8 protein-coding genes are annotated in these 13,737 nt (G+C 66.9%); 4 read left to right on the forward strand and 4 right to left on the reverse strand.

Annotation, left to right across the window (positions count from 1 at the left end; genetic code table 11):
* Positions 1 to 99 precede the first annotated feature (99 nt).
* Positions 100 to 939 (forward strand): GntR family transcriptional regulator, encoded by an 840-nt coding sequence (locus tag OHB26_RS06700; protein WP_330183348.1) that lies wholly within the window; start codon positions 100 to 102, stop codon positions 937 to 939.
* Positions 936 to 1,520, forward strand: a complete 585-nt coding sequence (locus tag OHB26_RS06705; RefSeq protein WP_330183349.1) for a GNAT family N-acetyltransferase — start codon at positions 936 to 938, stop codon at positions 1,518 to 1,520. Before OHB26_RS06700 ends, OHB26_RS06705 begins: the two co-directional genes overlap by 4 nt.
* On the opposite strand, the gene OHB26_RS06710 is transcribed toward OHB26_RS06705, so the two are convergent.
* From OHB26_RS06710 to eccD, 4 genes are read right to left on the reverse strand one after another with little or no spacing between them, the layout of a single operon-like run.
* Positions 1,517 to 2,965, reverse strand: a complete 1,449-nt coding sequence (locus tag OHB26_RS06710; RefSeq protein ID WP_330183350.1) for an FtsK/SpoIIIE domain-containing protein — start codon at positions 2,963 to 2,965, stop codon at positions 1,517 to 1,519. The two genes, OHB26_RS06705 and OHB26_RS06710, sit on opposite strands and share 4 nt — an antisense overlap.
* Positions 2,966 to 6,988: a type VII secretion protein EccCa gene (eccCa, locus tag OHB26_RS06715; protein ID WP_330183351.1), complete on the reverse strand. Its 4,023-nt coding sequence runs from the start codon at positions 6,986 to 6,988 to the stop codon at positions 2,966 to 2,968.
* A 17-nt stretch (positions 6,989 to 7,005) separates the two neighbouring features.
* Positions 7,006 to 8,430 (reverse strand): type VII secretion-associated serine protease mycosin, encoded by a 1,425-nt coding sequence (mycP, locus tag OHB26_RS06720; protein ID WP_330183352.1) that lies wholly within the window; start codon positions 8,428 to 8,430, stop codon positions 7,006 to 7,008.
* The gene (eccD, locus tag OHB26_RS06725) at positions 8,427 to 9,902 is read right to left on the reverse strand and encodes a type VII secretion integral membrane protein EccD (protein ID WP_330183353.1); all 1,476 of its coding nucleotides are present in this window, start codon (positions 9,900 to 9,902) and stop codon (positions 8,427 to 8,429) included. Before eccD ends, mycP begins: the two co-directional genes overlap by 4 nt.
* Before the next feature lie 154 nt (positions 9,903 to 10,056).
* Here eccD and eccA point away from each other — a divergent pair, with 154 nt between their 5' ends.
* Positions 10,057 to 11,892 carry a type VII secretion AAA-ATPase EccA gene (eccA, locus tag OHB26_RS06730; protein WP_330183354.1) on the forward strand — a complete coding sequence of 612 codons (1,836 nt, stop codon included), beginning with the start codon at positions 10,057 to 10,059 and terminating at the stop codon, positions 11,890 to 11,892.
* A 69-nt stretch (positions 11,893 to 11,961) separates the two neighbouring features.
* Entirely contained in the window at positions 11,962 to 13,680 is a 1,719-nt protein-coding gene (gene eccE, locus OHB26_RS06735; protein WP_330183355.1) for a type VII secretion protein EccE, read from the forward strand.
* Positions 13,681 to 13,737: the final 57 nt, after the last annotated feature.

Consider the following 13,737-nt stretch of genomic DNA (forward strand, 5'->3'; position numbering starts at 1 on the left):
TCATTACAATAAACCTCAGAATGTGCCTGTCAAGCCTTACACGGCGATTCGGCACCCGGAGTAGACTTCGGGGCCTTGAAGCAACAACCGAGGAGCGAGATGGCGGACGGTCCGAGATACCAACGGATCGCAGACCTCCTCCGCGAGGAGATCCGCGCTGGCAAGTGGAGGCCGGGCGATCGACTACCCAGCCATAACGAGCTGGCGGACCAGATGCAGGTCTCGATCACCACCGCTCGCAACGCGATTCAGCTCCTGGTTGCCGAAAATTTGGTGTACACAGCAACTTCCAGGGGCACGATAGTGCGCAGCCAGGAGGTGCTGGAATCGGTTGTCACCAACCATATTCGGCCCGACCGTCCGCGTGCGGTGAACGATATCTTCGTGGAGATCGCGCGGGCCGCGGGTCGTGAGCCGTCCAAGCAGTTCAGCGCACGGATGGAACCGGCCAGTCCGGAAGTCGCGCATTGGCTTGGGGTGCAACGGGATTCGTGGGTGGTGTCCCGCACGGTCATGCAGTATCTGGACAACGAGCCGTGGTCGTGGGAGGTGAGCTTCTATCCGCGCGATCTCGCCGAGGCCACCGGAATCGACCATCCGTATGACATCCCGGAGGGTACGACACGCCGACTCGCCGAGCGTGGTTTCGCCGAAACCGCGCATCGGGATACCGTCGTCGCGCGCCCGGCCACCGCTGAGGAGGCCGCCGTGCTCGGCGTCGGTCCAGGCACCATCCTGCTGGATCACCTGCGCATAGGCGCGAACCACGAACGCATCACACGCGTTACCCGCCATCGTTCCACGGCGGCCCGCAACCGCCTGGCTTACGAGTTGGGCGACGACCCAGGTACGGACATCATTCGCAAAACACTCGGCGCCCCACCGCCTCCCGCCAACTCACACTCCTTCGAGAGCTCGCTGCTACCCGGCTCGCCATGACCCCGCATCTACGCCCGGCCCGGCCCACCGACATAGGAACCATCACCCGGTTCCGGCTCCAACGCACCAGCTGGCTCGCAGCCCGCGGTAGCGATCAGTGGACCCGGGCCGGACGTGGCCTGCCCATCGAGACCTTCGTCCGATCGGTGGCCCGCGCCATCGACAACGGCGAAACGTGGATGGCCGAGATCGATGGTGAGCCCGCCGGAACCATCACCGTGAACGACCGCGCCGATGACGGCCTGTGGTCCCCCGGCGAGATCGCCGAAGCGGTCATCGTCCACTACATGATCGTGGACCTCCGCTTCGCCGGTCACCGCATCGGCCACGCCCTCCTCGAACACGCGGCACACCTTGCCGCCCAAAGCAATCGGGACTGGGTCCGGCTCGACGCCTGGACCACCAACGAGGGCCTGCACAACTACTACGTCCGGGCCGGCTTCCGCCAGGCCCGCTTCGCCGGCCCCGAGGCCACCGGCCCGTCGGGTGCGCTCTTCGAACGTCCCACCGCCAGCTGGGTTTCCACCCGCGGACTCCCCGATCCCCTCCCCCTCGCGGCCCCGCGACTGCACGCGGGCTAGGCAGCCACCTGAATCAGGTCCGGACCGCCGGTGCGAGTGATGAGACTGCCGCGCCCCGGCGGCAGGAATCTGGGACGGACACCCGCGATGAATCGGCCTTCGTCGCGGGAGCCGGACATGAGCAGGGCGGCCGCGCCCTGGGCGCGCAGGTCCGCCAGCACGGGGTCGGCGTCGAAGGCGAGGTATGCGCCGGATACGGGGCGGGCGAGGATCAGGTGGAACCCGAGATGCTCTGCCTGCGACAGCAACTCGATGAGCGGGGTGAGCGGGTTCGCGGAGCCCGCGCGGGTTACTCGCTCATAGTCGTCGACGAGTAGATAGATCTCCGGGCCGGTCCACCAGTCCCGTTCCCGAATCTGTCGCGGGGTGAGATCGGGGTCGGGCAGGCGCTCGGCCAGATGGTCGGCCAGATCCTGGACCAGGGTCACGCTGGATTCGTGCACGGTCGCGTATCCGGCCAGATAATCATCCGGGACGGCACCCAGCAGGGTCCGGCAGGGGTCGATGGCGAGGATGCGTGCCCGGCGCGGTGTGGAGCTCTCGGTGATGCCGCGAATCAGACTGCGCAGCAGTGTGGTCTTCCCGCACTCCCTCTCACCGAACACCATCAAATGCGGGTCTTCGTCGAAATCCATTGTCCACGGCTGCAATTCGAATTCAGAGACTCCGAGCACGACCCGGGTGGGGCCCTGCTCGATACCGGCCGCCGCGGCCTGTACCAGCACCTGCTCTCGGGTGAGATCGGTTGGCAGCACCGGAATTTCGGGTGCGCGATAGTCACTGCCCGCATGCGATACGACAGCGGCGAGCAGCGGCTCGACCGTGACAGGCCGACGGATGCCCCGAGCGGCGGGATCCTCCGGCCACAGATCGATCCGGGTCCGGATCGACTCCCGTAGCGAGGGGCGGACCTGGGACCATTTGGAGGCCGTCAGGATGAGGTGGATGCCATACGAAAGCCCCTCCCCCGCCAGCTCATTGACGATGTGCTCGAGTTCGCTGTGCTCCTCGGTCAGCACCAGCCAGTGGTCCACCACGAGGAAGACATCACCGAACCCGTCGCGCAGCACCGGATCACCGATCGCACCCGCCGTTCGGACGTTGTGCTGCCACTCCCGGAATTCGGCGATATCCCGGATACCCAACCGGGCGAAGTTCTCCCGGCGCCGGCGCAGTAGCGCGGCGAGTTCGAAGACTATGCGGCGCACCCGTTCATCGTCCCGCCCGTGCGCGATCGAGCCCACATGCGGCAGTACGGCGAGCTCGGCCAGGCGGCGTCCGAAGTCGAGGCAGTAGAACTGCGCCTGTTCGGGCGTGTGCACGGCCGTGATCGCGGTGATCAGATCGCGCAGCGCGGTGTACTGGTCGGCGTCCGCGCCACCGACCAGCATCGCGTTTCCTCCCGCACCCGAGAGGTCGAGCCGCAGCGCCTGACCGCCGGGCAATTACAGTCCTGGCAGGTCGGCTATTTGAATCATCTCCTGGCCTCGGCTGCGGGAGGCGAGGATGCCTCGGCCCGGAGGCAGCTTCATCGGGCGGATATCGCCGATGAGTTTGCCTTCATCGCGCGGTCCGGACATGAGCAGGGCGTCCACCGACATATTCTTCATGGCGCCCAGGACGCCGTCGTAGAGGGCTCGAGAGACGCCGCCCATGCGGCGGGTGACGATGACGTGCATACCGATATCGCGCGCCTGCGGGAGGTATTCGACAAGGGGTGCAAGGGGATTCATCATGCCGCCGGTGGCGACCATATCGTAGTCGTCGATGACGATGTAGATCTCCGGACCGCTCCACCAGCTGCGTTCGCGCAGCTGCTGCGGGGTGATGTCGGAGCCGGGGATGCGCTTGGAGAGGTAGTTGACGACCTCCTGGATCATCGGTCCGCAGGTCTGCGAGGAGGTCGAATATCCGGCCAGCTGATCGCCTTCCAGCGCGCCCAGCAGGGTGCGGCGGTAGTCGATGAGGATGACACGGGCCTGTTCGGCATTGGAGTTCTCCGCGATGCCGTGGATGATATTGCGCAGCGCGGTGGTCTTACCGCACTCCACATCGGCGAAGATCATCAGGTGCGGATCGGCCGCGAAATCCAGTACCAGCGGCGCCAATTCGGCCTCGCCGATACCGACGACGATCTTGGTGGCACTGGGCTGGATACCGTGCGCGTGTGCCAGTCGAAGCACCTGATCGCGCGGAATGTTCAAGGGCAGCATACGAACATCGGGTGCGCGGCGGTCGCCGTACAGCGCGGTCATCTGCTCCTTGGCCGCGCCGACGCCCTCGGGCAGGGTGGCCGGATCGGTATCGGAGTCCAAGCGCGGCAACGCGATCAGCAGGTGCAGCGGGTCGGCGGTGAGGCCGCGGCCGGGCTGGTTGACCGGTACGTTGACCGCGACCCGGCGGCCCATCTCCGAGTCCGACGGGTCACCGAGGCGCAGCTCGATGCGGGTGCCGATCATATCCTTCATGGCGGGCCGGATCTCGGCCCACCGGTTGGCACTCAGAATCACGTGGATGCCGTACGAAAGGCCCTGTGCGGCAAGGGCTCCGACCTGGGGCTCCAGGGTGTCGAAGTCCTCGCGGAAGACCTGCCAGCCGTCGATGACCAGGAATACGTCACCGAACTTGTCCTGCAGAATCGGATCATCCATCGCACCAGATGTGAGCGCAGCATGCTTGCGCCGCCGGAACTCGGCCATGGATTCGATGCCCAGCGCCGCGAACCGCTCCTCGCGCTGCTGCAGCAGGGTGATGAGCTCGGCGATGGTGCGCCGCAATCGATCCACGTCGAGCTTGCTGGCGACCGAGCCCACATGCGGTAGCCCGGACATACTGCCGAGGCTGCCGCCACCGAGGTCGATGCAGTAGAACTGCAACTGCTCGGGCGTATGGGTCGCCGCGGCGGACATGATGATGGTGCGCAGCGCGGTGGATTTACCGGCCAGCTTGCCGCCGACGACCGCCACATTGCCTTGTGCGCCAGCCAAACTGATGGTGAGCACATCGCGCCGCTGCTCGTACGGCTTGTCGATGATGCCGATCGGCATCCACAGCTGTCCGTGCCGGTTGACGGGCGAGCTCCACTCGGGATCGGGCAGCAGCATATCGACCGTCGGCGACTCCTCGAGCGGCGGCAACCACACCTCGTGTGCCGGACGGCCGTGTCCGGTAAGGCGTTTCACCACGACCTGGAGCAGCGTATCGGGAATGCCCTCGTCGGCGGGCGGGGGCGGCGGCAGCAGATCGAGCGGGTCGAGCGGATTCTCCGGCTCGGGCAGCGCGAGCATCTCCACCGGCCCGGCGGTGAATTCGCGCGGCGGGGCCTCGGCGACCGCCCGGCCGTCCAACTGCCGGGTGGCCCGCGGCGCGACATACGGTCCGGACACATAGGTGGCGTTGAACCGCAGCGGGTCCGAGGCGTCGCTCTTGAGGTAACCGGAGCCGGGGACACCCGGCAGGTGGTAGGCGTCGGTGATACCGAGCACGGCGCGAGATTCATTGGCGGAGAACGTACGCAGTCCGATCCGATAGGACAGGTGCGAGTCCAGCCCGCGCATCTTGTTCTCTTCCAGGCGCTGCGAGGCGAGCAGCAGATGCACATGCAGTGATCGGCCGAGTCGGCCGATCATGACGAACAAATCCGCGAAATCCGGTTTCTGCGAGAGCAATTCGGAGAACTCGTCGATGACCACGAACAGCGCGGGCAACGGATCCAGCGGCACACCGGCGGCGCGCGCCTTCTCGTAATCCGTCACATTGGCGAAATTGCCCGCGGTGCGCAGCAATTCCTGTCGCCGGTTCATCTCGCCGGCGAGCGCGTCGCGCATACGGTCGACGAGCGAGAGCTCCTCTTCCAGGTTGGTGATGACCGCCGCGACATGCGGCAGCGGATCCATACCGAGGAAGGTCGCACCACCCTTGAAGTCGACCAGCACCAGGTTCAGCTGATCGGGCGAGTGCGTGGCCACCATCGAAAGCAGCAGCGTCCGAAGGAATTCCGACTTACCCGAACCGGTGGCGCCGATGCACAGCCCGTGCGGTCCCATACCGTTCTCGGCGGATTCCTTGATATCGATCTCGACGGGCGTGCCGTCGGGGGTGATGCCGATCGGCACCCGCAGTCGTTCGCGACCGTAGCGCGGCCGCCACACCTTGGCCGGATCGATCTGCGCCGCGTCCGGAATCTTGAGCAGCGCCATCAGGCCCGGGTCCGCGGTGCTCGTATTGTCGCCGAGGCTGACGATCTGCGCCGCGGTCGCGACCCGGAAGCGAGCGAGGCTGCGCGAGAACGCCTCGGCCTCCGCGAGTGTCACCACATCGGCGGTGGCGAACTTCTCGGTGCCCGCGGCGCTCTTGGCGAAGACATCGCCACCGGAGGCCACCAGCTGCAGACCACGCCGAGCCGCGAGGCTGTTCTCCGCGGCGCTCAGGTCGATGACGGTAACCGCGTCCAAACCCGATTCGCTGATCAGCCGCTCACTACCGCTCACATATCCGTCGTCGACAATGACGACGAAGTGCAGTCGCCCCTGGGTCGGTTGCGGATTGCGCATGAAGCGACCGCGCTCGAGCAGATCGTCCGCGAGCGCGGTCTCGAACTCGCCGAGCGAGGTGTAGATCATGCGCGCCGCGCCCATACCGTCGCGCTGGCTCGGATGCTGTAGCTGTGGAAGCCATTTCGCCCACGCCCAGGCCGGTGCGTCCGGGTCGGCGCAGACGATGGCGACGGCCACATGGTCGGGCCCGTGGAAGGCGCACAGCTCGATGAGCATGCCCCACACCAGCTTCCGCGCATCCTCGACCGGTCCCTCGACATTGATCGCCGGGAAGGCCCGCAATGACACCGCGGTCGGCAGCTGATGCACCACCGAGTGCGTACGCACGAACCGCCGCAGCGCCACCGTCGACACCGGCTCCAAGTCCTCCAGCGGCCCGGTCTCGGGTCGCGCGAGTTTGGCTGCGAGCCGGTGGGTTCCGATCCCGACCCGCACATGCCCGAAGTCCGGGTCATTGGGCCGGCGCTCCCACATGCGCCGGGTGCCGACGACCGAGTGCAGATCGGCGGGCTCGGGATGACTCCAGACCAGGGTCTCCAGCTGCTTCAGCGCGGTGCGCCGCACCTCACGCCGGGTCTGGTCGAGATAGCGGAAGTAGTCCTTGCGTTCCTCATTGAGTTCACCGGCGCTCTTGTTGCCGCCGCGCTGCCCCATGAACATGCCCGCCATCGACATGATCATCATCATCGGGAACATCATCATCATGGGGTTGGTCAGGATGGACCGCCCCATCATCGCCATCATGGCGATCATGCCGATCATGGCGACCACCATGACCACCGGCATCAGCTTGCTGAGCAGGTTGCCCGGGACCGCGCGCGGGATCTCCGGTGGCGGCGTGAGCGCCATCTCACCACCGGGCGCGCGGGGCGGCGCGATGCGCGGACGACGTACGAAACCTTCGGTAGCCATGAGTGTTTCTCCGGTCGTTACGAATCGAGGTCGGGCAGCTCGTCGTCGCGGCGAGCGCGCCGGAATGGAATCGACAGTGCGAGACCGATTCCCAGCGCGGCGAGACAGACGATGGACCCGATGATGGCGACCAGACGCGGCAAAGCGTCGGGCCCGGCGGGCTTTTCGGGGGCGGGGAAGGCGTGCGGCGTATCCGCGCCGACGCCGACCGGCTGCGCGGGCAACTGTGCGGTGAGCGCCGCGAGCGGATCGATGAGTCCGTAGCCGATGCGGTCGTCACGGCCGGTGCCGGGACCGGGCGCGTGCGCGGTGCGGGTGATCCGGTCCATGATCTCCTGCGCGGACATATCCGGGAATCTCGCGCGCAACAGCGCGGCCAGTCCGGAGACATAGGGCGCGGCGAAGCTGGTGCCGTTGATGGGCTGCGCTTCGTTCTTGTCGTTGTATCCGCTGGTGTTGACCAGTCCGGTACCGCCGGGCTTGCTATCCAGTGAGGTGATCTTGGTCCCGATCGCGGCCACCCCGACCCACGGGCCGTGCAGCGAGAAATCCGACGGATTGCCATCGGAGTTGACCGAGGCGACGCTCAGCACATACGGGCTGAACCAGGCCGGACTGGACACGGTTTTCACCTCGCTCCAACCGGTTCCGTCATTCTGGGTGCCACATCCGATGGCGGAGTCCACATTTCCGGCCGCGGCGACCACCACGACATCATGGTCGTAGGCGTACTTGGCGGCGGCGCCCATGGCCGCGTCCGAGGAATCCCCCGGACTGGAGCAGGCCGCGAGCGAGAGATTGACGACCTTCGCGCCCATATCCACCGCGCGCACCACCGATGCGGCGAGGGTGAGCACATTGCCGTACCCGCCGCTGGTCACCTTGCCCGGCTGATCGCCGTTGTTCTGATCCTTGGCCTTGTACATTTCGCTGTTCTGCCGGATGGAGAGAATCTCCGCCTCCGGCGCGACCCCGACGAAGGCGTCATCCGGACTCGGCCGTGCGGCGATGATTCCGGCGACCAGCGTGCCGTGCCCATCGCAGTCGACCGTCCCGTCACTGTCGGCGGAGACGTAATCGCCGCCCGCCTCGACCGGACCGAGTCGCGGATGGCGGGTCACGCCGGTGTCGATCACCGCGACCTTGACCCCCTCCCCCTTACTGAATTGCCATGCGGCAGGCAGATTCAGCACGCGCTGGGCGAGCGGTTCGTCCTTCTGGGCGGAGCCGGTCAGCGAGAGCTCGGCGCAGAAGTGCTGCTTCTCGGTGACATCGGGCGGCGCGGCCTTACCGCTGAGCGCCTGCGCCTGCGCCAGCGCACCGTCGTCGATCTTCGGCGGCGTGAGTTCGGCGGACGCGACCCCCGGCGGGCTCAGCAGCGCAGCACCGAGAACAGCTGTGGCACAGACGATCCGTGCCCAGCCGCCCCCCGGCGATCTCATATGTTGCGCGCCATCGAGTAGACGTCGGCGAGCCATAGCACCAGCGGGACGATCGATACGATCAGACCGTATTCGAAGATCTCGTTGAAGCGCCGGGTCACCGGAGTCACCTCGATGTGCGGGCCGATCACGCCGAAGACGATGGCGGCCGCCGCGAAGGCGAGCAGCAGTCCGGCCGAGACCAGCGGCATACCGTCATCCGCCAGGGCCAGCAGCACCAGCAGAGTCACGAAAGTCAGTCCGCCACCGGCGATCAGGACGGTGGCCTGGGTGAGGTCGGCGAAGGCCCGCCCGCGCAGGCACAGAATGATCGAGACCACGATGGCCAGCGCGATGCCCTGCCAGCGCGGGGATCCCAGTGGATCGGCCGCTGCGACCGCCCCGAAGGCCGCGCCGAGCGCCGCGCCGACGACCATGCCGGTCTGGAACTGATTGGCGACGCGGGCGCGCAGTCCGAGCCCGTGCGCCGAGGGCAGGACGGTCGCGCCGATGGCGCCGATACCCTCGATGGTCGGCCGGGGTTCATGATCGGCCGGATCGATGGCGGCACCGGCGGTCGGCACCGGCGGGACCGGAAGCCGGGCGAGCATGGCGGCCAGTCGCGGTACCGCGGAGAGCAGCAGAATCGACGCGACCAGCACTCCGGCAGCGAGTTTCGGCATGGCGGTGTCCCAGCCCATGCGGACCGCGGCAGCGCCGCCGAGGAAGATCGAGAGCGTGACGGCCGCGGAGACGATGGCCGCACCCGTGCGGATCAGCCGGAAGCCGATCACCGCGACCAGCAGAGTCGCACTGGCACCGAGCAGTACGTGTGGAGCGCCCAGCGCGTGCGGCACCGCCAGCGCCGCACCACCGAAGGTGAGCAGCAACAACAGCAGTGTGAGTACGGTCGCGGTCAACTCGTCCGCGTATTTGCGCTCGGCGATCACGGCCGCCACCAGCGCCGCGACGGCGCCGCCGAGCAGCATGGCCGGTGCGACGAATTGGTCTCCGGCACCGCGCGATACGGCGCCGAGCAGCAGTGCGAACAGCGTCGCGACAATGGCCGCGCCGAGTCCGGTCCAACGCGCCGAGGCGGGCGACCAGCCGCGGAACTCCTCGGAGGTGAGCCGCGAGACCGCGTCGATCACATCGTCGAAGAGCGCGGGTGCTTCCTTGGCGGCGACGGCCCGCAGGACCAGCAGTTCACCGTCGTAGATCTCGGCGTCATTGAGCGTCTGGCTGGGCGCGATCATATCCCGGCCGAGCTTGGCCAGCGTCCAATGCTGGGGCTGGAGCGGCGTTCCCCCCTCTTCGCCGCCCAGTGGATCCGGATCGCGAGATTCGATAAGTCTGACCAGATCGCCGATGAAGGCGGCGATCGGTGCGTTTGCCGGTAGACCGACGTCGAGCTGGGTGTTCCCCCCGATGACGGACACTCGGCACAATTCGGGTTCAGCGGCGCCCAAGCCGCTGATCGACTGTGCGGTCACTTGCTGAACTGCTCCCTCACCCTCGTAACAGTTGCCCGCCCAGGGCGGTTAACCATAATGTATCCGACTGTCCGCAACTGTGCGATCCGCATGGTCGGGTGGGGACTGTGAACGAAAGCCTAACCAGGTTCAACGAATTCGGGGTTCGACTAGGATGATCGACACTCGCCAGGCACAACGCGCCTTCGACGCGGGGGTGCTCTCTCTGGGGTTGAGCATCGACGGACAGGAGTCCAACAAGGACCTCGAGTACGCGAAGCTGGCCTTTCAGCGCGCGACCGAGTGGGATCCCACCATGTGCGACGCCTGGCTCGGCCGGGCGGTAGCCGGTGAGGTAACCAAGGACGTTCTGCACAACCTGTACAAGTGCAGCACCATCTCGCTGGGACGGGAACAGCGGCGGTTGGGGCTACCGCCCCGGGTGCTTGCTGGACGTTTCCTGCCGGGTCTCTACATCGATTACCCGCTGGCCAGTTTCACCGAAATCTGGCTCGCGTACGCCGCGCATCTGATCGCGGACAAGCAGTTCGACGAGGCCGAGACGGTACTCAACGAACTCGATCAGCATCGCCGGGCGCGCGCCAATGAACCCGACTTCGAAATCGACGGCCGGGTCAGCAAATACGTGCGCGGCATCCTGCACTACAACACCCAGCGCTGGTCCGATGTGATGACCGTGCTCGCGGGCTCCGAAGGCTGGGAAGATCCCTATCTGGCCGCTGGCGCACATGTGATGGTGGGCACAGCCTGCGCGCAGCTGGGTCTGTTCGGTGAGGCGATCCGGCGTATGGAACAGGCCGAGGCGGGCCCGATTCCGGCCGCCCGCACCGCCGCCATGTTCTGCCGCGGCCTGTGCCTGCGCGAGACCGGCGAGGCCGATGAGGCGCAGGCGCTGTTCGAGAAGGTGTATTCACAGGCACCGGATTTCGACGCCAATACCGCCGCCATGCGCGATCGGACGTACCGCATCACCGTCACCTCCAAGGAGGTGATCGAGGCGCGCACCGACAAGTGGGATCCGGCGTCCGCGCCGTCGCTGGAGGAGAAGCGGCAGGCCGAGAACGAGGATCGCGCCAAGGTGATCCTGGCCGAGGCGCGCGCGGAGCTGGACAAGCAGATCGGCCTGACCGCCGTCAAGACGCAGGTCGCCAAATTGCAGTCGAGTGCCCAGCTGGCGAAAATCCGTGCGGAGAAGGGGCTTTCGAGTTCGGCGCGCGGTCAGCACCTGGCCTTCACCGGCCCGCCCGGAACCGGTAAGACCACCATCGCGCGCGTGGTCGCCAAAATCTATTGCGGCCTGGGCATTCTCAAGACCGAGAAGGTCGTGGAGACCAAGCGCTCGGACTTCGTCGGCCAGCATCTGGGCTCGACGGCCATCAAGACCGAGAAGCTCATCGATACCGCCATGGACGGCGTGCTGTTCATCGATGAGGCGTACACCCTTATCCAGCAAGGTCTTTCGGGCGGTGACGCCTTCGGCCGCGAGGCGGTGGACACACTGCTGGCGCGCATGGAGAACGATCGCGATCGCCTGGTGGTGATCATCGCCGGATACGACGGCGAGATCGACCGCTTCCTGGCCGCCAACGACGGTCTGGCCTCGCGCTTCGCCAAGCGCCTGCAATTCCCGTCCTACACCGCGCCCGAGCTCGGTGAGATCGGGCAGGTCATCGCGCACAAACGTGATTCGGAGCTCTCGGACGGCGCGATGGAGCAGCTGGTCATGACTTGCCAGAAGCTTTACCACCTGGAGAGCACCGATCAGAGCGGGCAACCGCGCCGCGGTGTGGATGTGGCCGGTAACGGTCGTTTCATCCGCAACCTGATCGAGGCGGCCGAGGAGGAGCGCGAATTCCGGCTCGCCAATGACGAATCCATCGATCTGAGCGAAATCGACGAATCGGTGCTCATGCGCATCGAGGCGCCGGATATGAAGGCGGCACTGCAGACGCTGCTGAGCTCGCTGGGTCTGTCGTCAGCGGCCGACTAGCTTGTCTACGCACGGAGGGGGCTTGGCTGTGAACGAGTTGGCTGGTGCTGTGAACGGGGATTGGGCGCTGTGAACGACGCGGAACTGCGGTCGGACGATCTGTGGCTGTTCCGAGTGCTGCCGCTGCGACTGGTCATCCCGGTCGGGTTGGTCGGCGTGGTGGCCTCGCTGGTGGCGGTCGCTTTCAAAACCCCTTGGTGGGCAGTGCTTTTGGCGGGTCTAGTGCCCGTACTCATCGGTCTGGCGCCGGTCGGCGGCAAGGCGATCGGTATGCGGCTGGGCCGCTGGGTGGCGTACCGCTGGCGGCAGGCGCGTCGCCGCCCGGTGGAGGAGTCCAAGCAGTTCGACGTCCCGCTGCCCGATGGTGGCAGCTACGGATTGCGCTGGGACGGAACGCTGCTCACCACCATGCTGCGCATCGACACCCCGCCGGACACGTTGACCCTGCTGCGGCGCGGATCGCTGAGCACCGATCAGGTGCTGCCGTTGGCCGAAATCGCCTCGTGCCTGCGGCAATACGATGTCGAACTGGATTCGGCCGATGTGATCAGCACCGGAACCCGCACCGCCGGAACCGAAGCCGTACTGTCCGGATACGCGGCGAGTATCGCCCCGCTGGGACGGCTGTACGACGAGATCCTCGGCCCGCTACCGGCCATCGCGCATCGCACGGTGTGGCTGGTGCTGCGATTGAACCCGCTGGCCAACTCCAAGGCCGTACAGAATCGCGGCGGCGGGCCCGAGGGCGCACTGCGCGCGGCAATCGTCGCCACCCGCCGGGTCGCGAATCGACTTGCGGCGCGGGGCATTACCGCCTCGGTGCTGACCACCGCCGAAATGACCGCCGCCACCCGCGAATTGACCCGCGGTATCCCCCTCGAAGAGTTCGTCGAAACCCCGAACTCCCTCGAACACAACGGCGTTCACCTCACCAGCTTCCAGATCGACCCGAGCCTGTTCACCGCCGACGGCCTGGCGGCGGTCTGGTCGGTCCGCAGCCTGGCGACCACGGTCACCGTGCGCCTGCGCCCCGCCGCGGCCGCCAGCTCGGACAGCGACCGCAAGGACGAGTTCATCGAAGTGGACGCCCGCGTCCGCTACGACACTCCGCAGGCCGTGGACGAGGCCCCGGTGGACGGCCTCCGCCCGCTCCCCCAGCGCCAATTGTGGGCGCTTACCGACACTTTGGCGTTCGGCGCGCAGGAGCTGCGCTCGGCCGCCCACCGCGGTCCGGTGAGCGCGCTCGCCGATATCACGGTGCCGACGGCGGGCTGCGGTCAGCTGATCGGCGCGGACGCCTCCGGCAGTGGCGTGGCGGTACCGCTCATCGGTGACGGTTCGCGGCGCATCGACATCATCTCGGATCTGCACCTGGCCCAGCAGGTCATCCTGCGCGCCATCGCCCTCGGCGCGGGCGCGGTGGTGCACACCGCGCGCCCCGGAGCTTGGCAGCGCATGGTCAACAATGTCGGTGCGGCACACGCGCTCTCACTGGCCTCGTCCGTGACGCACAGCTCCCGCAACAGCACCATGACCGCCCGCACCCCGCATCCGGCGGCCACGGTCATCGTCTTCGACGGCGTGCCCTCCACCACCCCACCGGGTTCGGCCACCGTGGTCACCCTGCACGAGCACCTACCGCGGCACTACCAGCCCGACGCCGACGTGACGATCGTGCAGCACCCCAACGCCCCGCACACCGTCACCGTGCACACCCCGGCCACCCGAACCACCGCGCAGCTGGTCACCACGCCGACCGAACAGCACTACATCGGCGCAACCCGCTGACCCACCGCGTATCGGCCGGCCTACCGCGTATCGGCGCGAAAGCCCTCGTCATCCCGG

The sequence above is a fragment of the Nocardia sp. NBC_01503 genome, from assembly GCF_036327755.1.
In the GTDB taxonomy this organism is placed as follows: domain Bacteria; phylum Actinomycetota; class Actinomycetes; order Mycobacteriales; family Mycobacteriaceae; genus Nocardia.

Bases quoted from the DNA above. Each gene is read 5' to 3' on its own strand.
- OHB26_RS06700 (WP_330183348.1), top strand. From the start codon at position 100: ATGGCGGACGGTCCGAGATACCAACGGATCGCAGACCTCCTCCGCGAG.
- OHB26_RS06705 (WP_330183349.1), top strand. From the start codon at position 936: ATGACCCCGCATCTACGCCCGGCCCGGCCCACCGACATAGGAACCATC.
- eccCa (WP_330183351.1), bottom strand. From the start codon at position 6,988: ATGGCTACCGAAGGTTTCGTACGTCGTCCGCGCATCGCGCCGCCCCGC.
- mycP (WP_330183352.1), bottom strand. From the start codon at position 8,430: ATGAGATCGCCGGGGGGCGGCTGGGCACGGATCGTCTGTGCCACAGCT.
- eccA (WP_330183354.1), top strand. From the start codon at position 10,057: ATGATCGACACTCGCCAGGCACAACGCGCCTTCGACGCGGGGGTGCTC.